At 66.1% G+C, this 19,691-nt stretch carries 19 protein-coding genes; 13 read left to right on the top strand and 6 right to left on the bottom strand.

Translation table 11 applies throughout. The features are described 5' to 3' along the window. The first annotated feature begins 4 nt into the window (after nucleotides 1-4). From NQJ30_RS07950 to NQJ30_RS07935, 4 genes are read left to right on the top strand one after another with little or no spacing between them, the layout of a single operon-like run. Nucleotides 5-1,204 carry a thiolase family protein gene (locus NQJ30_RS07950; protein ID WP_255769326.1) on the top strand — a complete coding sequence of 400 codons (1,200 nt, stop codon included), beginning with the start codon at nucleotides 5-7 and terminating at the stop codon, nucleotides 1,202-1,204. A 14-nt stretch (nucleotides 1,205-1,218) separates the two neighbouring features. Beyond that, the gene (locus tag NQJ30_RS07945) at nucleotides 1,219-1,878 is read left to right on the top strand and encodes a 3-oxoacid CoA-transferase subunit A (protein WP_255769325.1); all 660 of its coding nucleotides are present in this window, start codon (nucleotides 1,219-1,221) and stop codon (nucleotides 1,876-1,878) included. 2 nt (nucleotides 1,879-1,880) lie between these two features. Beyond that, complete coding sequence (locus tag NQJ30_RS07940; RefSeq protein ID WP_255769324.1) at nucleotides 1,881-2,549, top strand: 3-oxoacid CoA-transferase subunit B; 669 nt, start codon at nucleotides 1,881-1,883, stop codon at nucleotides 2,547-2,549. 32 nt (nucleotides 2,550-2,581) lie between these two features. Beyond that, nucleotides 2,582-3,394, top strand: a complete 813-nt coding sequence (locus NQJ30_RS07935) for an IclR family transcriptional regulator domain-containing protein (protein WP_255769323.1) — start codon at nucleotides 2,582-2,584, stop codon at nucleotides 3,392-3,394. A 61-nt stretch (nucleotides 3,395-3,455) separates the two neighbouring features. On the opposite strand, the gene NQJ30_RS07930 is transcribed toward NQJ30_RS07935, so the two are convergent. After that, a complete protein-coding gene (locus NQJ30_RS07930) occupies nucleotides 3,456-4,793 on the bottom strand; it encodes an MFS transporter (protein ID WP_255769322.1) in 1,338 nt (445 codons plus the stop codon). 177 nt (nucleotides 4,794-4,970) lie between these two features. Here NQJ30_RS07930 and NQJ30_RS07925 point away from each other — a divergent pair, with 177 nt between their 5' ends. The 6 genes from NQJ30_RS07925 to NQJ30_RS07900 all read left to right on the top strand — a co-directional run bounded on the left by NQJ30_RS07925 (nucleotide 4,971) and on the right by NQJ30_RS07900 (nucleotide 10,592). After that, nucleotides 4,971-5,807, top strand: coding sequence for a shikimate dehydrogenase family protein (locus NQJ30_RS07925; protein ID WP_255769321.1), 837 nt, complete (start codon nucleotides 4,971-4,973; stop codon nucleotides 5,805-5,807). A 120-nt stretch (nucleotides 5,808-5,927) separates the two neighbouring features. Beyond that, on the top strand, nucleotides 5,928-6,722 hold the full coding sequence (locus NQJ30_RS07920) for an IclR family transcriptional regulator domain-containing protein (protein ID WP_255769320.1): 795 nt from the start codon (nucleotides 5,928-5,930) through the stop codon (nucleotides 6,720-6,722). 35 nt (nucleotides 6,723-6,757) lie between these two features. After that, the gene (locus NQJ30_RS07915; RefSeq protein WP_255769319.1) at nucleotides 6,758-7,921 is read left to right on the top strand and encodes a Re/Si-specific NAD(P)(+) transhydrogenase subunit alpha; all 1,164 of its coding nucleotides are present in this window, start codon (nucleotides 6,758-6,760) and stop codon (nucleotides 7,919-7,921) included. After that, nucleotides 7,921-8,256: an NAD(P) transhydrogenase subunit alpha gene (locus NQJ30_RS07910; protein ID WP_255769318.1), complete on the top strand. Its 336-nt coding sequence runs from the start codon at nucleotides 7,921-7,923 to the stop codon at nucleotides 8,254-8,256. The genes NQJ30_RS07915 and NQJ30_RS07910 overlap by 1 nt, the downstream gene beginning before the upstream one ends. Continuing rightward, complete coding sequence (locus NQJ30_RS07905; RefSeq protein WP_255769317.1) at nucleotides 8,253-9,626, top strand: NAD(P)(+) transhydrogenase (Re/Si-specific) subunit beta; 1,374 nt, start codon at nucleotides 8,253-8,255, stop codon at nucleotides 9,624-9,626. The genes NQJ30_RS07910 and NQJ30_RS07905 overlap by 4 nt, the downstream gene beginning before the upstream one ends. 45 nt (nucleotides 9,627-9,671) lie before the next feature. Beyond that, nucleotides 9,672-10,592 (top strand): diacylglycerol/lipid kinase family protein, encoded by a 921-nt coding sequence (locus NQJ30_RS07900; RefSeq protein ID WP_255769316.1) that lies wholly within the window; start codon nucleotides 9,672-9,674, stop codon nucleotides 10,590-10,592. A gap of 61 nt (nucleotides 10,593-10,653) precedes the next feature. On the opposite strand, the gene NQJ30_RS07895 is transcribed toward NQJ30_RS07900, so the two are convergent. Beyond that, on the bottom strand, nucleotides 10,654-11,520 hold the full coding sequence (locus NQJ30_RS07895; protein WP_255769315.1) for an ACT domain-containing protein: 867 nt from the start codon (nucleotides 11,518-11,520) through the stop codon (nucleotides 10,654-10,656). A gap of 151 nt (nucleotides 11,521-11,671) precedes the next feature. Here NQJ30_RS07895 and NQJ30_RS07890 point away from each other — a divergent pair, with 151 nt between their 5' ends. Next, nucleotides 11,672-12,724: an FUSC family protein gene (locus tag NQJ30_RS07890; RefSeq protein ID WP_255769314.1), complete on the top strand. Its 1,053-nt coding sequence runs from the start codon at nucleotides 11,672-11,674 to the stop codon at nucleotides 12,722-12,724. Nucleotides 12,725-12,731: 7 nt separating this feature from the next. Here the strand turns inward: NQJ30_RS07890 and NQJ30_RS07885 are convergent, their stop codons facing one another. Next, the gene (locus tag NQJ30_RS07885; protein ID WP_255769313.1) at nucleotides 12,732-13,976 is read right to left on the bottom strand and encodes an MFS transporter; all 1,245 of its coding nucleotides are present in this window, start codon (nucleotides 13,974-13,976) and stop codon (nucleotides 12,732-12,734) included. A gap of 144 nt (nucleotides 13,977-14,120) precedes the next feature. Here NQJ30_RS07885 and NQJ30_RS07880 point away from each other — a divergent pair, with 144 nt between their 5' ends. Next, nucleotides 14,121-14,870 carry an IclR family transcriptional regulator gene (locus NQJ30_RS07880; protein ID WP_255769312.1) on the top strand — a complete coding sequence of 250 codons (750 nt, stop codon included), beginning with the start codon at nucleotides 14,121-14,123 and terminating at the stop codon, nucleotides 14,868-14,870. A 124-nt stretch (nucleotides 14,871-14,994) separates the two neighbouring features. Further along, nucleotides 14,995-16,185 carry a 4-hydroxybenzoate 3-monooxygenase gene (locus NQJ30_RS07875; RefSeq protein ID WP_255769311.1) on the top strand — a complete coding sequence of 397 codons (1,191 nt, stop codon included), beginning with the start codon at nucleotides 14,995-14,997 and terminating at the stop codon, nucleotides 16,183-16,185. Nucleotides 16,186-16,209: 24 nt separating this feature from the next. Here NQJ30_RS07875 and NQJ30_RS07870 read toward each other — a convergent pair whose 3' ends face one another. From NQJ30_RS07870 to NQJ30_RS07860, 3 genes are all read right to left on the bottom strand, one after another. Continuing rightward, nucleotides 16,210-16,836 carry a thymidine kinase gene (locus NQJ30_RS07870; protein WP_255769310.1) on the bottom strand — a complete coding sequence of 209 codons (627 nt, stop codon included), beginning with the start codon at nucleotides 16,834-16,836 and terminating at the stop codon, nucleotides 16,210-16,212. A 115-nt stretch (nucleotides 16,837-16,951) separates the two neighbouring features. Next, entirely contained in the window at nucleotides 16,952-17,695 is a 744-nt protein-coding gene (locus NQJ30_RS07865; RefSeq protein ID WP_255769309.1) for an IclR family transcriptional regulator, read from the bottom strand. Beyond that, the gene (locus NQJ30_RS07860) at nucleotides 17,692-19,164 is read right to left on the bottom strand and encodes an APC family permease (protein ID WP_255769308.1); all 1,473 of its coding nucleotides are present in this window, start codon (nucleotides 19,162-19,164) and stop codon (nucleotides 17,692-17,694) included. The genes NQJ30_RS07865 and NQJ30_RS07860 overlap by 4 nt, the downstream gene beginning before the upstream one ends. Between the last annotated feature and the right edge of the window lie 527 nt (nucleotides 19,165-19,691).

Below are 19,691 nucleotides of genomic sequence, written 5' to 3'. Positions count from 1 at the left end.
CATCATGAACCAGGCTTTTGTGTACGACGCCGTTCGCACCCCGTTCGGGAAGTTCGGCTCCGGCCTCGCGGCCGTCCGCCCGGATGACCTTGCAGCGCACGTGATCAAGGAATCCGTCAAGCGTGCCCCGGGACTGGACCCCGAGCGGATCGACGAGGTGGTGTTCGGCAACGCCAACGGCGCCGGCGAAGAGAACCGCAACGTCGCCCGGATGGGCACCCTGCTCGCGGGCCTGCCCGTCTCCATCCCCGGCACGTCCGTGAACCGGCTCTGCGGCTCCTCCCTGGACGCCGCGATCATCGCCTCGCGCCAGATCAACGCCGGCGACGCCGAATTGATGCTCGTCGGCGGGGTTGAATCCATGTCCCGGGCGCCCTGGGTGCTGCCCAAGACCGAGAAGCCCTACCCCGCGGGGGACCTGAACCTTGCCTCCACCACGCTGGGCTGGCGCCTGGTCAACAAGGCCATGCCCAAGGACTGGACCATCTCCCTGGGCGAGGCCACCGAACGGCTCCGCGAAAAGTACGGCGTGACCCGCGAACAGCAGGACGAGTTCGCCGCGAACTCCCACAACCTCTCAGCCGCGGCGTGGGACGAAGGCTTCTACGACAACCTGGTCACCACGGTCCCGGGCACCGACCTGGTCCGGGATGAAGGCATCCGCGCCGGCTCCTCGGCCGAGAAGCTCGCCGGCCTGAAGACTGTGTTCCGCACGGAGAACGGCACCGTCACCGCCGGGAACGCGTCGCCCCTGTCCGACGGCGCGTCCGCGGCCTGGATCGGCTCCGAGGCGGCCGCCGGGCTGCTCGGGCTTGAGCCGTTGGCCCGCATCGCGGGGCGCGGCGCGCACGCCAACGATCCCCAGTTCTTCGGCTACGCCCCCGTCGAGGCGGCGAACAAGGCCCTCGCGAAGGCCGGCATCGGCTGGGACCAGGTGGGCGCCGTCGAACTTAACGAAGCGTTCGCCGCGCAGTCCCTGGCCTGCATCAGCGCCTGGGGCATCGACCCCGCGATCGTGAACCGGCACGGCGGCGCGATCGCGATGGGCCACCCCCTCGGCGCGTCCGGCACGCGCATCCTGGGCACCCTCGCCCGGTCCCTGCAGGCCTCCGGCGAACGCTGGGGCGTCGCCGCGATCTGCATCGGCGTGGGCCAGGGCCTCGCCGTCGTCCTCGAAAACGTCACTGCCGGAACCAAGGCCTAAGGAAAGGCATAACAATGCTGAATTTTGTTGACACCGTAGCCGAGGCCGTGGCCGGCATCAAGGACGGCTCCACCGTGATGATCGGCGGGTTCGGCAACGCCGGGCAGCCCTTCGAACTGATCGACGCGCTGATGGACTGCGGCGCCAAGGACCTGACCGTGGTGAACAACAACGCCGGCCAGGGCGATCAGGGCCTTGCGCTGCTGATCAAGGAAGGCCGGGTGAAGAAGATGATCTGCTCCTTCCCGCGGCAGTCCGACTCCTGGCACTTCGACGCCAAGTACCACGCCGGCGAAATCGAGCTGGAGCTGGTCCCGCAGGGCAACCTGGCCGAGCGGATCCGCGCTGCGGGCGCCGGAATCGGCGGGTTCTTCACCCCCACGGGTTACGGCACCATGCTCGCCGAGGGCAAGGAAACCCGGATGATCGACGGCCGCGGCCAGGTGTTCGAAACGCCCATCCACGCCGACGTCGCCCTGATCAAGGCACTGAAGGCCGACGGCGTGGGGAACCTCGTGTACCGCAAGACCGCCCGGAACTTCGGCCCCATCATGGCCGCTGCTGCCAAGCACACGGTGGTCCAGGTCTCCGAGATTGTCCCCACGGGCGGCCTCGACCCTGAAAACGTCGTGACCCCCGGAATCTACGTCAACAGCATCGTGAAGGTGGCCTGAGCATGAGCACTGCAACTTCCATCCAGACGTCCGACAAGCCCCTGGGCCGCAACGAGTTGGCCGAGCTGGTGGCCCGGGACATCAAGCCCGGCTCGTTCGTGAACCTCGGCATCGGCCAGCCCACCCTGGTGTCCAACTACCTCAAGCCGGAGCAGAACATCACGCTCCACACGGAGAACGGCATGCTGGGCATGGGTCCCGTGGCCGAGGGAGACCAGATCGACGGCGACCTCATCAATGCCGGCAAGATCCCAGTGACTGAACTCCCGGGGGCGTCCTACTTCCACCACGCCGACTCGTTCGCGATCATGCGCGGCGGCCACCTGGACATCTGCGTCCTGGGTGCGTTCCAGGTCTCCGCCACCGGCGACCTCGCCAACTGGCACACCGGCGCCCCGGACGCCATCCCCGCCGTCGGCGGTGCGATGGACCTGGCCACCGGCGCCAAGGACGTCTTTGTCATGATGACGCTCCTGACCCGCGAGGGCGCCTCCAAGATTGTGGAGGCGTGCACCTACCCGCTCACCGGCGTCGGCTGCGTCACCCGCGTGTACACGGACAAGGCTGTCTTCCTGACGGGACCCGACGGCGTCACGGTCCGTGAGACGTTCGGCTGCACCTTGGAGGAACTCCAGGAGCTCGTCCCGGTGCCGCTGAAGGCAGCGGCTTAGTTCAGGCCCGGGCGCCCCTAGGATTGGTAACCATGACCAACGCACCAGCCACTGCACGTACCGCTCCGCAGGCGAGTGACCAGTACGTGCAGTCGCTGGCGCGCGGGCTGGCCGTCATCCGCGCGTTTGATAACGAACACCCGGTCATGACCCTCACCGAGGTGGCGGCCCGGACCGACCTGACCCGGGCCACCGCCCGCCGGTTCCTGCACACGCTCGTGGAGCTGGACTATGTGCGGACCGACGGTAAGACGTTTGCCCTGACGGCCCGGGTCCTGCAGCTCGGCTACGCCTACCTCTCCGGGCTGTCCCTGCCGCAGCTGGCCCAGCCGCATCTGGAAGACCTGTCCCTCACACTGGGCGAGTCAACTTCCGCTGCCGTGCTGGACGGCACCGAGATCGCCTACATCGCGCGGGTGACCACGCGACGGATCATGAACGTGGGCATCACGGTGGGCACCCGCTTCCCCGCCTACGCCACGTCCATGGGCAGGGTGTTGCTGGCTGCCTTGCCGCCCGCGAAACTGAAGGAGTACCTGGCCGCAGCGGACATCAAGCCGCTGACCCCCCGGGCTTTGGGGAGCGTCCCCGAGCTGCTGGCGGTGCTGGACACTGTCCGGGCCCAGGGCTGGTGCCTGCTGGACCAGGAGCTCGAAATGGGCCTGATGTCCGTGGCGGCCCCCGTGTATGACGGGCCCACCAAGGTGGTGGCAGCAGTGAACGTATCGCTGCAGGCCCAGTCCGTCGCGGCCCAGCCAGACCCGGACGCCTACCTCGCCGCGGCAGCCCGGGAAATTGTGGCCACGGCGAAGCTGATCTCGGCGGACCTGACCGCGCGGCGCTAAAAGCAACAGAGGACGACGGCGGGATTCCCGCCGTCGTCCTTTTCTTTTGGCAGCGTTGCGGCTACTTGATGGGATTGCCCAGCTCACGCAGCGGGGTTTTATTGGTTTCGCGGGCCCAGAGTGCGCCGGCGACGGCGAGGATTGAGGATGCGGCAACGATCCAGGCCGCCGGTCCCCAGTTGGCCTTTTCAGCTCCCACGAGGGCGGTGCCCAGCAGCGGGGTGAAGCCGGCGCAGAGAATGCCGATCTGCAGGCCGATGGCCATTCCCGGGTAGCGGACCTTGACGTTGAAGAGTTCGGCGAACCAGGCGGGGTAGATCGCGTTGGACATTGCATAGGTACCCGCGGTGATCAGGGTGCTGGCCAGGAAGATCATCGGGATGTTGCCCGTGGAGATCACCGAGAAGTACACAAAGATCATGATGCCTGAGCCCAGGACACCGGCGATGAAGACCGGGCGCCGGCCGAACTTGTCCGACAGCAGGGCAAAGAGCGGCTGGGAGACGATGGCGATCACGTTGCCCACGATGCTGACCCAGAGCATGGTGGACGCCGGCACGCCAACGGACACGGCGTAGGCCAGCCCGAAGGACTGCATAAACGTGTTGGTGACGGTTTCGAAGGACATCAGGGCCACCTGGAAGAACTGGGCCGGGTGGGTCCTGAACATCTGCGCGAAGGGGAGTTTAACGAGTTCGCCGTGGTCGTGCTTTTCCTCGAAGACTTCGGGTTCTTCCAGTGAACGCCGGACCAGGTAGGCGACGATCAGCACAACGATGGAAAGCCAGAACGGGATCCGCCAGCCCCAGGCGAGGCGGTCTGCCTCGCTCATGGCGGCCACGGGCAGGAAGGCGAGGGAGGCCAGCACGATGCCGGCGGCGATGCCGCTCATGGCAAAGCTGGCAAAGAAACCGCGCCGGCCCTCCGGTGCTTCCTCGGTGGAGAGCGCCGACGCCCCGGCTGTTTCGGCGCCGGCGGAGAGGCCCTGCATGAGCCGCAGGAGGACCAGCAGGGCGGGGGCCCAGTACCCGGCGGTATTGAAGTCCGGCAGGGCGCCGATCAGGAACGTTGCGCTGCCCATGAGGACCAGCGTCAGGACCAGGGTGTTTTTGCGCCCGATCCTGTCGCCCAGGTGGCCGAACACCACTGCGCCGAATGGCCTGGCGACGTAGGCCACTCCGAATGTCGCGAAGGACGCCAGCAACGCGATGGTCGGATCGCCGGAGGGGAAGAAGATCTTCGAGAAGACCAGGGAGGCGGCCGTGGCGTAGATAAAGAAGTCGTAATACTCAAGGGCGCCGCCGAGGAAGGCGGCCAGGGCTGCTTTCTTCGCGCGCTTCAGTTGGCGCTCTACCTGTGCCGGCGTCTGGGTCTGGGACCCCGCTGCGATGTTTGTCATTCCGCTGCTTCCTTCCACGCTGAAGGCTGTGGTTTGTTTTGTCGGATTGTGTGCGCATACCGTACATGTGTGCGGAATGCGATTTATTAGAGCATACTGGGTGGTGAGTCATATCACAACGCCCGCGCCAAAAGAGGCATGCGAGAGCTGACCGGCGCGGCCCTCAGGAAGGTTGACATGGAAGACGCAACGGCGGACTCCCGCTTATTCCTCATTGGCTCCGCCGCTTCGCAGGCAATGTCGCCGGGGCTCTGGAATCCCCTCCTGGAACAGTTGGGCAGCAGCTGGACGTACGAGGCGTGGGACGTGCCCGCGGAGCAGGCCATGACGCGCGTCCGGGGCCGCTTGCTGGACCGTGACGTCGTGGCGGCCAACGTCACCATGCCGCACAAGCAATGGGCGGCCGGGACGGCAGACAGCTCAACCGATGCAGTGCAGCTCAGCGGTGCCTGCAACCTGCTGGTCCGGCAGGGACGCAGGCTGCATGGCCACAACACGGACATCACCGCTGCGGCTGTCCTCCTGGGCAACCGGTATCAACGGCACGCGCTCCTCCTCGGAGCCGGGGGAGCAGCCCGGGCCGCGTTGATCGCGCTGGACCGAAACGTGGGCAAGGTATCCATTACTGACCGGGATCCGAACGCTTCCGGAGATTTGCTGCACCTTGCCCTTGACCTCGGCATCGACGCGCAAGCCGTCACGTGGCAGCAGGCGCAGGACCTGGCTTCCGAGGCGTCCCTGATTGTCAATGCCACGCCCATCGGCAAAGGCATTTCAGACGGGCCGGCCTGGGGCGACGGACCGGTCGCCGCCGATGCCCTGGTGTACGACTTCGTCTACGCCGGCCATGTCACGGCCAGCATTGCCAAGGCCCGGGAAGCCGGCGCCACCTGCGTTGACGGGTGGGACCATCTGCGGGAACAGGCCGTGGCCATGGTCCCGCTCCTGGGCCTCGACGGGGCGGCCGACTCGTTACTGGCGGAATCCCTCGATGGGCTGAAATCCAGGCACTAAGCATCAAGCGGGAGGGTGCCGGTTTCAGCGGCCGGCGCGGACAGCCTGCCTATAAGATCGGATCAGGCCCTACCCCGGCAGCACCGCGCGGGCGGCCATATGGAGAGGAACAGCAGTTCAATGGAGGAGCAGCCAGCCTACTTTGTGAAGTCGGTTGAAAAGGCCTTTGACGTGCTGCTGGCTTTCAGTCCTGAGCATCCGCGGTTGACCGTCTCCCAGATTGCGGCACGGACGGACATGACCAGGGCTTCGGCGCGGCGCTTCCTCATGACGCTGGCGGATCTGGGCTACCTCCGGGCTGAGGGCGCGAGCTTCGAATTGACCGCCCGCTCGCTGGACATTGGCCGTTCCTTCCTTGCGGGCATGGCCCTTCCCAACGTGGCCGAGCCGCACCTGAAGTCCCTTGCCGAGAGTTTGAATGAGACAACGTCCCTGTGCATCCTTGACGGCGCCGACGTGGTGTACGTCGCGTGCGTTCCGTCCCCGAGGCTGCTCAGTGTTTCGATCACGGTGGGCACCCGCTTCCCGGCGTGGGCAACCTCCATGGGCAGGGTCCTGCTCGCCGGGCTTCCCGAAAAGAAGCTGCAGATGTACCTCGATTCAGTTCATTTCCAGCGTTTTACCGGACGTTCCATCGGCAGCCGGGATGAGCTCCGGAGCGAGGTGGACTCGGCGCGGACGCGGGGATGGTCCATGGTGGCCGAAGAGCTGGAGGACGGGCTGCGTGGCGTGGCCGTTCCGGTGTGGCGTGGAAACGAGGTGGTTGCGGCCGTCAACGTCTCGCTGCAGACGCACCGGGCCTCCGCGGAAACCATCGAAAAGACGGTCATTCCCCTGCTTCAGGAGACTGCCGCAAAGATAGCCCTGGACTACGCCGGACCGCATGCTGCCTTCGCCCGGGTCGCGGGGGCATAGAATCTAGCCAACTACGTCCGTAAGGGAGCTGGCGGTTGATACTGGGCATACCGCGGGAACGGCATGAGGGTGAGCGCCGTGTTGCCGCCACACCGGAAACGGTCAAGCAACTGACGGGGCTGGGCCTCGACGTCCTGATCGAAGCGGGCGCGGGTGCCGCCGCCGATCACTCAGACCACGAGTACGTCCTGGCGGGGGCGTGCGTCCGCCAGGCCCTCGATCCCGCCGAGTTGGATATCCTCGCCCACGTCCGTCCGTTGGAACCGGCGACGGCGAAGGCCCTGAAACGGGGCGCCGTCACCGTGGGCCTGGCCTCGCCGTCGTCCGAGCTGGCAACTGTGCAGGCTCTCGCGGAGGCCGGCGTCACCTCCTTCGCCCTGGAGTTGGTGCCCCGCATCTCCCGCGCCCAGTCCATGGACGCCCTCAGCTCCCAGGCGCTGGTGGCCGGGTACCGGTGCGTGCTGGAGGCCGCCATCCGGTTCCCCCGGTTCTTCCCGCTCTACATGACGGCCGCCGGGACTGTCCCGCCGGCGCGCGTGCTGGTGCTCGGCGCCGGAGTCGCGGGGCTGCAGGCCATCGGTACCGCCAAGCGGCTCGGCGCGCGCGTGTCCGCCAACGACATCCGGCCCGCGTCAGCCGACGAAGTGGCATCCATGGGCGGAACCTTCATCAAACTGGACCTGGAAACCGCCGAGGCGTCCGGCGGCTATGCGCGCGAACTCAGCGCGGACCGCGGCGCCCTCCAGCGCGAACTCCTCGCCCCGCACGTCGCCCAGGCGGATGTCCTGATTACGACGGCGGCAGTCCCCGGCCGGCGCGCCCCGCTCCTGGTGAGCCGCGGGATGGTGCAGGGCATGCGCCCCGGTTCCGTCGTCGTCGACCTCGCTGCAGAGTCCGGCGGCAACGTGGAGGGCTCGGTGCCCGGCGAGGACATCCTGGTGCCCACCGCCGACGGCCAAGGCCACGTCACGCTCGTGGGGCTGAAGGACGCGCCGTCCGCGATGGCCTCGGACGCCTCCAGGCTCTACGCCAAGAACATTGCCAACCTGCTCGGTCTCATGACCCGGGACGGCACCGTGGCTCCCGACTTCGGTGACGACGTGATCTCCGGCGCCTGCCTCACCCACGACGGCGCCGTGCGGCACCTGCCCACCGCCGAAGCCCTGGCGGGGGCCCTGCAGAACGAGGGGGGAAGCTGATGGATGGCATGAGCCTGCTGACCGTGACCGTGCTGGCGGTGTTTGTGGGCTTCGAGGTGGTTTCGAAGGTTTCCAGCACCCTGCACACGCCCCTCATGTCCGGAGCCAATGCCATCCACGGCATCATCCTGGTGGGTGCCGTGATCGTGGCCGGCCAGGCAGCGGACCCGGGCATCCTGGCGGTGGCGCTGCTCGCTGTGGTGCTGGCCACTGCCAACCTGGTGGGCGGGTTTGTGGTCACCGACCGGATGCTGCACATGTTCCGTGGGCGCAAGGAACCCGTCCGCGCTGACGTGCAGGGTACCGGGCCTGCAGCCGGGGAGGACGGAAAGTGAGCCTCCTGGACCCCGTCTGGACCTCCCTGCTGTACCTCGCCGCCGCGGTGTTTTTCATCCTCGCCCTCCGTGGCCTCAGCTCTCCCCGGACGGCCCGCCGCGGCAACCTGATCGGGGCCTTCGGTGCGTTGCTCGCCGTCGTCACGGTTTTCCTGTCGGCCCGGCTGGAGAACATCCCCTGGATCATCGGCGCCATGGCAGTGGGGACGGCGGTGGCGGCCCCGGTGGCCCGGCGGGTGAAGATGACCCAGATGCCCCAGCTGGTTGCCCTGTTCAACGGCGTCGGTGGCGGCGCTGCGGCGCTCGTCGCCCTGCTGGAACTCGGCCACACCGAGGACCCCTGGGTGCGGCTCGCGATCGTTTTCACGCTCCTGGTGGGGGCGGTTTCCTTCGCCGGATCGGGCCTGACGTTCGCCAAACTCCAGGAACTGATGACCACCCGTCCGGTGCTGTTCCCCGGACTCCCCGTGGTGATGGCGGCAGTGCTGCTCGCGGCGGTGGGCGCCGCCATTGCCGTGATCCTGACGGGTTCGCTGGCACTCGCGGTGCTCCTCATGGTGCTGGGTCTCGCCGCTGGTGCGCTGCTGGTGCTTCCGGTGGGCGGGGCCGACGTGCCCATCGTCATCTCGCTCCTGAACGCCTTCACCGGCCTCGCGGTGGCGGCGTCCGGCGTGGTGCTGGGCAACGTGCTGCTGGTCGTGGCGGGAACCCTTGTGGGCGCTTCCGGCACCATCCTGACCCGGGCCATGGCCGCGGCGATGGGCCGCAGCGTTGCCGGCATCCTGTTCGGCGCCTTCAAGGGAGGCTCGACGGCGGGATCCACCGCCGTGAGCGAACGTCCGGTCAGGTCCTCCAGCGCCGAGGACGTCGCGGTCCTGCTGGGCTACGCGCAGCGGGTGATCATTGTGCCGGGCTACGGGCTGGCCGTGGCGCAGGGCCAGCACACCGCCGCGGAACTGGCGCTGGCCCTGGAGGCGCGCGGCATCGACGTGGACTTTGCCATCCACCCCGTGGCGGGCCGGATGCCCGGGCACATGAACGTGCTCCTGGCCGAGGCCAACGTGCCGTACGAGTCGCTGAAGGAAATGGGCGAGATCAACTCCGAATTCCGGACGGCTGATGTTGCGCTGGTGGTGGGCGCCAACGACGTGGTGAACCCGGCCGCGAAGACGTCCTCCGGCTCGCCGATCTACGGCATGCCCATCCTGGAGGTGGCCGAGGCGCGCCAGGTGATCTTCCTGAAACGCTCCATGCGGCCCGGTTTCGCGGGGATTGAGAATGAGCTGCTGTACGAGCCGCAGACGTCCCTGCTTTTTGGCGACGCCAAGGATTCGTTAGCCAAGGTGCTGGGCGCCGTCAAAGCCCTGTAGCAAGTAGCCTTTCTACAGGCATATTCAACTTCACCGAAGGACACCATGACTGCCAGCAACTCCAACGACCTCAAGCGCCCGGCCATCATCATCAATCCCGCCAAGCCGGTGGAGGTTGACGTGAAGGCACTCGCGGCCAAGCACTGCTCGGAGAACGGCTGGGGTGAGCCCATCTGGCTCGAGACCACCAAGGACGACCCGGGTGTCGGGCAGGCGAAGGAGGCACTCAAGCAGGGGGCCGACGTCGTGATTGCTGCCGGCGGCGACGGCACCGTGCGGTGCGTGGCGGAGGTGCTGGCCGGCGGTGACGTGCCCATGGGGCTGCTGCCGTTCGGTACGGGCAATCTCCTGGCCCGCAATTTGGGGATGGACGTCACGGACTTTGACGGCGCCATGGCCGGCGCGCTGGCGGGAACCGAGCGGAAGATCGACGTTGTCCGCGCACGCCGGAAGGACCCGGACAAGGAGCAGCTGTTCCTGGTCATGGCCGGGGTGGGCTACGACGCCACCATCATGGCCGACACCAACGAGGACCTCAAGGACAAGGTGGGCTGGCTGGCCTACGTGGACGCCGGGATCCGGAACCTGCCCGGCAAGCCGGTCAGGGCTACCATCACGGTTGACGGCAATGAGGTGGTGCACCGCGGCATCCGCAGCGTCATGGTGGGCAACTGCGGCAAGGTCCAGGGCGGCCTGGAAATCTTCCCCGACGCCAAGATGGACGACGGCCTGCTGGACGTGGCGGTACTGGCGCCCCACCACGGCAAGTTCGGCTGGCTCTCCGTGATCGCCGGCATGATCGGCAAAGGCCGGGGCAAAGACACAGCGGTGGAGTACTTCCAGGGGAAATCGGTGGAGATCACGCTGGAGCACAACGACGACTACCAGCTCGACGGCGATCACGACGGCGAAGGCAGGCACGTCCTGATGACCATGGACCCGGGGGCGCTCACCATTCGGATGTAACCCGCCCAACTGGGTAGCAGCAGATGTCGTTTTGAGGGCTGAGAACGACATCTGCTGCTACCTACATGGGTGAGCCGGCTTCTCGGGGGGAAACCGGCGCCGGGCGGTGGGCCAGGATCTCGGCGAGCTCGGCTAGCCGGTGCGCACGGGCTGATTCGGCGGGCGTGAACGGCTCCCCCGGCCGGACAAAGGTGAGCGGTCCGTGCCAGGCGGTGGGGATCTTCAGGCGCGTACCGGCGTCGTAATTTTCGACGGCGGCCTCCGACCTCGTGAGGATCCGGGCGTGCAGCAGTTCCGCCACTGCAAGCGGCAGTTCCCCTGGTGCGCCGGCCACTCTCGCCGCGAGGCTGAGCGCCCTGGTCTGGCCGTCCGCCAGGGCCAGCGCGGTGGTGGGCCACACGTGGGAACGGGAGCCGCCGGCGTCGTCCAATGCCTCCAGCAGTTGCCGCTCACTGATGTTTCCCGGCGCGGACAGCACAAACTCGTCCAGCACTCCGTTGGCGACCGGGTGGACGTGGATGCTGAGGATGTTGGTCTCCAGCCGGGACAGCGCCCGCGTGACCTTCTGCAGCGTACCCGGCTGGTCCTGCAGGACCGTGCGGGCCCGCCATAATGCCGGTGCACTGCCCAGTTTCTTCCTGTGCCGCAGCGCGGGCGCGTGCAGCCAGCCGCGGAGGATCCTGGCGGCCGAGGGTTCGGCCACCCAGATGACCAGTACCGTGGCAGTCAGGGTGAGGACAAGCACCTTGGCCACGTACGGCAGGTGCGTTTCCACCACCAGGGCATGGACCAGCAGTTCAATCGGGAGCATCACGGCCACGTTGGCCACGGTCAGTCGGGTCTTGGTGGGTTCGGGCATCAGGCCGCAGACTTCACAGCTCAGGTCACTCGCCGTATGGGCTGTTGCAGTGCGTGCAGAGGGCTTCATGGCTCCAGCGTTGCGTGCTGGTGTTTCGGGGACGTTGCCCTCCCGTTCCAAACGTGGGAAAGCTCCGGGACATAGGATTGGAAAGCTGGTACCGCCGTTCCAAAGCGGGTACTGACCGCCAGGGGCTACCGAAGGAAGAGGCACCCGGAACGTGAAGTTCTTCGCCGAAATGTTCAGCATTGCGCCGAGCAACAATGACCATCAGCCGGCCCTGCGCTGCGCCGTCGGAATATTTGTTCCGCTGCTCACCCTGCTTCTCCTGGGGAGGCTGGACTTGGCAATTTTCGCCTCCTTCGGCGCGTTCACCGGGATCTACGGACGAAACGAACCACATGGCGCCAGGTTTGTGTTGCAGCTTCGGGCAGGCCTGCTGATGCTGCTGGTCATGTTCCTGGCGGCGCTCGCGGCGAGGGCGGGCGACGCCTGGGGACTGGACCAGGCCGCCGCCACGTGGTTCCTGGTCGCGGCCACCACCCTGGTGGCCGGCGGGTGTTCCGTGGCCATCGCCCTGCTGCGCCTTCGTCCGGCCGGCTCGCTGTTCCACATCTTCGCGTTCGCGGCCATCGCCTCCATCCCCAACCAGCCACCGGTCCCCGCGGCCATGCTGGTGGCGGTGCTCACCACCGCGCTGTCGCTGGTGATTGGCTTCTCCTCGCGCGTCCTTCCGAGCTACCGCAAACCGTGGGCCTGGCCGGCCCCGATCCGGCTGGCCGAGGGCGAGAAACGGGCAGCGTGGCTGGAAGGCCTGGGCTACCTCGTGGCCGCCGGGGTGGCCGGTTCCCTTGCCACGGTAGTGGGGCACTGGCTGGGATTTGGACACAACTATTGGGCGATGGTGGCAGCCGTGGTCCCCCTGGTGGGGCATACCACCCGGCACCGCGTCCGCCGTGGCATCCAGCGAATCATCGGCACCGTGCTGGGCCTGGCACTGCTTGCCGTCATCCTGCTGCTGCACCTCGCGCCCTGGCAGATTGTGCTGGTCATCGCCCTGTGCCAGTTCGGTGCTGAACTCTTTATTGCCCGCCAGTATGTGCTGGCCCAGGTGGTTGTGACGCCGCTGGCCCTGATCTCCACCCTGCTGGTGGTCCCGGCGTCGCCCACTGTCCTGCTCCGGGACCGGATTGTCGAGACGGTGATCGGCGCCGCAGTGGGTGTTGCGGTGGTCCTGGCGCCGGCCCTGTGGCGGCGCGTGCGCCGGGCGTGACCGGGGCTTAGTTCGGGGAATGCCCGACGGCGGGGGATTGGCCGGGTGCCAGCCGGATGGCGTGGGGGACGGTCACCAGGGCCACGACGGCGATGACGGCAGCGGCGGCAAAGGTGTAGAAGCCCCACGGGTACGCAATGCCGCCGGCAACCAGGGCGCCCGTGACGGCCGGCCCCATGATCGCGCCGATCCTCCCCACACCCGCGGCGAAGCCCAGCGCCGTGGCACGGAGGCGGGCAGGAAACAGCTGGCTGACCCACGCGTAGACCAGCACCTGCGAACTGAACACAAACACACCGGTGACAAACACTGCGGCGTTGAGGAGCAGCTCGTTCTGCATCCGGACGCTGAGGATGGCCAGGAACACGGCGGAGAGTCCGAACCAGAGGAGTACGATCTTTTTGGTGCCGTGCTGGTCGGCAAGGATCCCGGCCACTACCAGTCCAACCACGGCGCCAACGTTCAGGACCAGCAGCAGCACCAGGCCGGTGCTGACCGTATAGCCGGCGCCAGCCATCAGTTGCGGGAGCCAGGTGTTCAGGCCGTACACCAGGAGGAGGCCCATAAAGGACGCGACGGCGATCGCCAGTGCGACGAGCGGGTAGGGCTTTTTGACGAGGTCGCGGAAACTTGTGCGTTCGTCGGCGGCAGGTTCCGCGGCGTCCGCAGGGACGGCAGGCAGGGTCTCCGGCAGTTTGAACCAGAGGAACGGCACCAGCGCAAGGCCCGCGAGTCCGCCCACCACGAACATCATCCGCCAGTCCGGGATTACCAGGATGGCCAGGAAAGCCGTGGCAACAGCACCCACGTGATAGCCGGTCATCGTCCGGGTGGTGGACTTGCCGGCCGTGCCCGCGGGTGCGTAATCGTTCATGTAGGCCAGGGCGGCCGGCAGGCAGGCGCCAAGGCCCAGTCCGGCGAGGAGGCGGAAAATGCCGAACACTGCCACGTTGGGTGCGAACACCACTGCGATGGTGAAGACGGAGAACCAGAGCACGCAGCCTGCCAGGAGCCGGCGCCGGCCGAACCGGTCGGACAACGGTGCAATGAACAGGGCGCCGATTCCCACACCCACCAGCGAGATGGTGGCGGCGTAGGTGGCACCGACGGCGTCGAAGCCCAGTTCCTGGGTCTTGATCAGCGTGGGGATCACTGTGCCGAGGACAACCAGGTCAAAGCCGTCAAGGACCATGGCCAGCCAGCAGAGCCATACTGGCCATTTGGAGCGGTGCTGGACTGGCGTCGTTGGCATGGCAAAACCTCGGTACATCGTGAGCGGAAAACTGGTGCGGCACATGGCCTGACGAGGCCGCAGCGTGACAGCCCTCACTGAGAGTTGTATCACCCGGAGGTGTAATCTAGGTCAAAAGCCACCATTCAATGGAAGGAGTCGATTGTGGCGAACTCTGGCTCAGGCGATTCCGTGGTGGATCGGGTGGTCCGTGTCATTGCCGCCTTCCCCGAGGGCTCAGGCAGCCTGCAGCTCTCGGACCTGGCCGCACGCGCCGGACTCCCGCTGACCACCGCCCATCGGCTGGTCCGGCAGCTGGCAGGCCACGGCCTGCTGGAAACCGGCGAGGGCGGGGCGGTTCGTTTGGGGCTGCGGCTATGGGAGCTGGTCAACCGCAATTCACCTACCCTGGCGCTGCGGCAGGCCGCCATCCCTTTTATGGAGGACATCCAGCAGGTCCTGCACCAGAACATCAACCTGGCGGTACTGGACGGCTGGGAGGCGCTGTTCGTCGAACGTCTGTCCCGGCGCGGATCCGTGGCCAACCGGGCCAAGGTGGCCGGCCGGATGCCTGTCCACGTGTCGTCGGCGGGGCTGGCCCTGATGGCATTCCAGGACAGGACCACCCAGCGGGACTACCTGAAGCAGTTCGCTGATCCGGCCGGAAGCATGCAGCCGGAAATGGTGCGTGCCCTGCTGGCCGAGACCACCCACCAGGGGTTCGCGCAGCTGGCCGGCGTTGTTGATCCGGATACGTGGGGCATCGCCGTCCCCGTGCTGGACGCACGGCAGGCTGCGGTGGCTGCGCTCGGTGTGGTGGTTCCCCTGCATGAGGTGCGGCTCCAGGCGTTGGTTCCCGCGTTGCAGACGGCAGCCCGCGGCATTGCGCGCCGGCTGGAAGAGCAGCGGAACTGACCTCCAATTCCGTTGAACGGAATTGCTATAACGCTGATGCTGTTACCGGGCCCACACTGTTAGCAGATCAACTCAACGGCCCGCCAGGAAGTGCAGGGCCCCCGCAACGAAGCGAGAACACGCCATGGCAGCACGCAAAATCATCACCACGCAGGTGGCCATCATGGGCGCCGGCCCGGCGGGCCTGATGCTCTCCCACCTGCTGGCAAAGGCCGGCATCGAATCCACCGTCATCGAGGTCCGCAGCCACAAGGAGATTTCCGAAACGGTCCGCGCCGGCATCCTGGAACACGGCACGGTCAACCTGCTGCTGGGCAGCGGAGTGTCCGACCGGGTGCTGCGCGACGGCGACCGGCACGACGGGATCGAACTGCGGTTCAACGGCGAGAGCCACCGCATCGACTTCAAGGACCTGGTGGGAGAATCCGTCTGGCTGTACCCGCAGACGGACGTTTTCCTGGACCTCGCCGCGCGGCGGAAGGCCGACGGCGGCGATGTCCGCTACAGCGTCACGGACACCACCGTCCACGACCTTGAGGGCAAACCGAAGGTCTGGTTCACCGACGCCGAGGGCGTGGAGTACGAGATCCAGGCGGAGTTCCTGGTGGGCGCCGACGGTTCACGCAGCCACTGCCGCTTCCAGATCCCCGAGGCCCACCGCAAGTGGTACTTCCATGAGTACCCGTTCGCGTGGTTCGGCATCCTGGCAGAGGCCCCCAGAAGCTCCGATGAGCTCATTTACGCCAACTCGGACAACGGCTTTGCCCTGATCAGCCAGCGCACCGAGACAGTGCAGCGCATGTACTTCCAGTGTGATCCGAAAGAGAACGTCGCCGAGTGGGACGACGACCGGATCTGGGCGGAATTCCGCAGCCGGGTCAACGGCAACGGCTTCGAACTCAAGGAAGGCCCGGTCATCGACAAGATGGTCCTGCCGTTCCGCAGTTTCGTGCACACCCCCATGCGCTACGGAAACCTGTTCCTGGCCGGCGACGCCGCGCACACCGTTCCCCCCACCGGGGCCAAGGGCCTGAACCTGGCCATCCACGACGTCAAAGTGCTCTTTGAAGGCCTGGACAGCTACTACAAATCCGGTTCCACGCAGCTGCTGGACACCTACAGTGACCGCGCCCTGGACCGTGTGTGGAAGGCCCAGCAGTTCTCTTACTGGATGACCACCATGCTGCACACCCCCGCCGATGCCGACGACTTCTCCCGGGCCCGCCAGCTCGGCGAACTCAACACGGTGGTCTCCTCAAAGCACGGCAGGGCCTACCTGGCTGAGGCGTACACCGGCTGGCCCGGACGAAGCTAGGCCCGGCGGCGGCTGGGCTCCCCCTTAGGCGCCCAGCCGTCCGCCCGATACCTCGAGGTAGCATGAACCGCACAGGGATTCGTACCAGACGTCCTGCCCGTCGATGGCGACCTGGTCGCCGTCGAACACCACGTCAGTGCCCACGCGCCGGGTGTTGAAGATGGCCTTGCGCCCGCAGCGGCAGATCGTCTTGAGCTCCTCCAGCGTGTGGGCGACCTCCAGCAGCCGGCGCGATCCGGGGAAGGCGTGTGTCAGGAAGTCCGTCCGGATGCCATAGGCCAGCACCGGCACGTTATCCAGGATGGCGATGCGGAACAGGTCATCCACCTGGCCGGGTGTGAGGAACTGGGCCTCGTCCACCAGCAGGCAGGCCACCGGCTTCTGGTCCACGTGTTCCAGCAGGGCATCGGGGTCGTCGCCGGCTGCGTGGGCGGCGAACAGCTCCCGGACGGACGTGGCGGGCGAAATCAGGAAATCCACGGACCGCGTCATCCCCAGCCGGGACACAATGTCGGTGTCGCCTTTGGTGTCCACGTCCGGCTTGGCCAGCAGGACGCGCTGGCCCCGCTCCTCGTAGTTGAAGGCAGCCTGCAGGAGTCCGGTGGATTTACCGGAATTCATGGCGCCGTAGCGGAAGTAGAGCTTGGCCACGATGGTCCTTTCACTGGTCCGGCTATCGATCCTATGCCGAATATCCTCGGGCCGGAGCAGCCGGCCGGACCTCTATATCTCCAGGCCGCAGGTGGGCCGGCGCGGCATCGAGCTGTCAAAACAGCAGGGGCGATAGCCGGGACGTCAGTTCACGGGCCGCATCCGCGTGCTCGGAGATGGTGGCGAACCTTTCCGCGGGGCCGGTGAGGCAGAGGGCGCCGCCGGCTGATCCGTTGGGCATTCGAACCGGAAGGGCCAGGCTGGCGGATCCGGATTCAAACTCATTGACTTCCGAGGCCTGGCCTGTGCGCCTTATTTCCGCCAGTTGCTGCTCCAGCCGGGCATTGTCCGTAATGGTCTGCTCCGTCAGCTTTACCAGCTGACCGCCCGGAAGCGGGAAGACCGAATCGGCAAGCTCAGCGAGCATCAGTTTGCCTGCTGCGGATGTGTGCGGATACCGGAGCAGCTCGAACACCGAGTGGAGCGGATAATCAGGATCTTCATCGGCGATCCTGAGGGAAGCGCTCCTGAACATAAAGAGGTGCACCGCGAACCGGTTTCCGCTCCGGAACTCTTCTATGACGGTGCGCGCCGCGGTGGGAACGGTGGGCGGCGTTGCCGCCGTCACCAGATCTGCAATCGCGTGTCCGAGCGCGAAGCCGCGGAGATCGGAAGTGCGGACCAGATATTCGTCTCCAACAAGCGCATTCAGGAGCCTGTAGGCAGTCGCCGGAGGCATGCGAAGGGCGTCCGTGATCTCTTTCGCCGTTGTCCCGGTGCCGAAGCGTGCCACGATTTCCAGGATTCTGAGCGAGTTGGACGCCGGGCCGGAACCTGCGTGTTTTGGTCTGTAGTTCATTTAGCCGGCCCGCCATGGAACAGGTCTGATTCCCGGGTCTCGTCATAAATGCCCACTGACGCCAGGCGTGTGGGGAGGCGGCGGTGAAGATACATGCCGTAAGCGACGCTGGCTGCGAGGACGCCGCCGTAGATGAGGGTCTGCAGGTTGCCCGTTCTAATCGATGTTGCTGCCGCCGTCCAGAGGACCGCGCCCAGGACCACGGAGGTTGCTGCCCCAAGGATCCAACTGCCGTATGTGTTCTCCCCGATCCTGCGCAGGAAGAAGGGCAGGGACGCGCTGGCAAGGACATAGGACCCCAGATATCCGTAGGCACCCAGCGTGAAGAGGTTGGCGAGGCCCTGCTCAGGTCTTGCTCCGGAGAGGACCATCGCGATGGGAATTATGGCAACCACCGGCATGACGGCCAGGATCGCCGTCGAGGGTGTCCGAAAAACGTGATGCGTCCGGCCCACTGCCCGCGGGGCGACGCCTTCTCTGCCCATGCAAAAGAAAATCCGGGCCAAGGCGTTCACGGACGCGATGGCGCATGCAAACCACGACGCACTGATTCCCAGGTCAAGCAGTGCGGCGAACACCGGGGAAGTCTGCGAAAAAAGGTCGGACAACGGCGTGGGACTGGAGGTGATGTCTGACGGCGCACCTCTGAGGGCTACGTCCTGGGCGGTCGCGGCGAGGAGATAGAGCACGCCCGCCAGGATGGGAGTCCAGGTGATGGCACGCGGCACGCTGACGAAGGGCTTCTGCGCCTCGCCCCCGAGGGTGGTGGGGCTTTCAAAGCCAACAAAGGCGCTGACGGCCACCACGATTGCGATCGATAGCGAATCAAGATGTCCGTTCCACGCAAACAGGGCCCCGAGATTCACATTCGGCTCGTTGAAGGCGAAATAGACCACCATGAGGACGGCAAGGATCGCGATTGAAATGGATTCCATTAAAAGTGTGGACCACGCCGATAACTGGATTCCCCTGACCATCAGGAAGCAGGCGGCACCGGCGGCCGCAAGAATAACCAGCGCCGAAACAAGCCTGGGATCGGCAACGGGGATGCCCAGGTTCATAAACAGCTCAACGGCGTAGGTACCGACAGCCAGCAGGCTGGCCATGGCGACGAGGCCGTACCCGAAGATGGCGGACCAGCCGGCGGTAATGGCTGTCCGTTGGCCAAGCCCCTTGGCTGTGTAGCTGTACAGCCCGCTGACGGCAGCCATGCGCTTGGCCATGGGTCTCAGGCATAGGGAAACCAGGATCATGACCGCCATGGCCGCGCCGAACGTCAGCACAAGGTTGGGCCCGTCGGACCCAAAAACAAGACCCGGAAAGATCAGGGCCGGAATGACTGTCATCGCGCCGGCAGGGGCCACGTTGGCTATTGACTGCGCGAACACCGGCAGGAAGGACAGCTTCCGCCGCCTCAGACCCTCCACTGGAGAGCGGGGCGTGATGAACCGATCACCGCGCGCTGACACTGGGACCAACTTTCCCTCCGGCGTGCAGGCTCGTCATTGATTTCGCGTGACGCAAGTCACCGGCCGGAGGAGCAAAACATTAGCATTCCCAGCCCTCGATGACGGCCGTGTGCGCGTTTGTGAATGTTTCCAACATGTTAACTGCGGTGGGAAAATGCCTCGACGAATTTCCCACGGAGATATCCCGGGAAGGCTCGCGCCGCCCGAGTTGAATGACGTAGCTTTTCTTCCACGGACGGAATGCAAGTGATCGGCATCACGTCGGCAGGGCTCCAGGTAGCGCCCGGCCGGCGCTTCTGAAATTCAGGAGGCCGAGTGCAAGTGATCCCTTCTTTCGCCTCAACCGGGGCTCGGGAGTGGTCTTTGGAACAGCAACGTATGAACAGGGAATTGACAGTTCCGACACAACTAAAGATGAGTCGTTCTGTTATTCCACGAATCTTTGCGGCTATTGATTCCGCAATGGAATTTCCACCGGCATTAGCCGGGGAAGCCGCTATCCCGTAGTCCTCATTTTGAAAACGAAC

The sequence above is a fragment of the Pseudarthrobacter sulfonivorans genome, from assembly GCF_024391045.1.
GTDB lineage: Bacteria > Actinomycetota > Actinomycetes > Actinomycetales > Micrococcaceae > Arthrobacter > Arthrobacter sulfonivorans_B.
Note: the sequence above shows the minus strand (reverse complement) of the source record. Positions and strands in the feature narration are given on the sequence as shown.

What these genes read in the sequence shown, in the direction of transcription:
- NQJ30_RS07950 (WP_255769326.1), top strand. Translation starts at nt 5, where the DNA reads ATGAACCAGGCTTTTGTGTACGACGCCGTTCGCACCCCGTTCGGGAAG.
- NQJ30_RS07945 (WP_255769325.1), top strand. Translation starts at nt 1,219, where the DNA reads ATGCTGAATTTTGTTGACACCGTAGCCGAGGCCGTGGCCGGCATCAAG.
- NQJ30_RS07940 (WP_255769324.1), top strand. Translation starts at nt 1,881, where the DNA reads ATGAGCACTGCAACTTCCATCCAGACGTCCGACAAGCCCCTGGGCCGC.
- NQJ30_RS07935 (WP_255769323.1), top strand. Translation starts at nt 2,582, where the DNA reads ATGACCAACGCACCAGCCACTGCACGTACCGCTCCGCAGGCGAGTGAC.
- NQJ30_RS07930 (WP_255769322.1), bottom strand. Translation starts at nt 4,793, where the DNA reads ATGACAAACATCGCAGCGGGGTCCCAGACCCAGACGCCGGCACAGGTA.
- NQJ30_RS07925 (WP_255769321.1), top strand. Translation starts at nt 4,971, where the DNA reads ATGGAAGACGCAACGGCGGACTCCCGCTTATTCCTCATTGGCTCCGCC.
- NQJ30_RS07920 (WP_255769320.1), top strand. Translation starts at nt 5,928, where the DNA reads ATGGAGGAGCAGCCAGCCTACTTTGTGAAGTCGGTTGAAAAGGCCTTT.
- NQJ30_RS07910 (WP_255769318.1), top strand. Translation starts at nt 7,921, where the DNA reads ATGGATGGCATGAGCCTGCTGACCGTGACCGTGCTGGCGGTGTTTGTG.
- NQJ30_RS07900 (WP_255769316.1), top strand. Translation starts at nt 9,672, where the DNA reads ATGACTGCCAGCAACTCCAACGACCTCAAGCGCCCGGCCATCATCATC.
- NQJ30_RS07895 (WP_255769315.1), bottom strand. Translation starts at nt 11,520, where the DNA reads ATGAAGCCCTCTGCACGCACTGCAACAGCCCATACGGCGAGTGACCTG.
- NQJ30_RS07885 (WP_255769313.1), bottom strand. Translation starts at nt 13,976, where the DNA reads ATGCCAACGACGCCAGTCCAGCACCGCTCCAAATGGCCAGTATGGCTC.
- NQJ30_RS07875 (WP_255769311.1), top strand. Translation starts at nt 14,995, where the DNA reads ATGGCAGCACGCAAAATCATCACCACGCAGGTGGCCATCATGGGCGCC.
- NQJ30_RS07865 (WP_255769309.1), bottom strand. Translation starts at nt 17,695, where the DNA reads ATGAACTACAGACCAAAACACGCAGGTTCCGGCCCGGCGTCCAACTCG.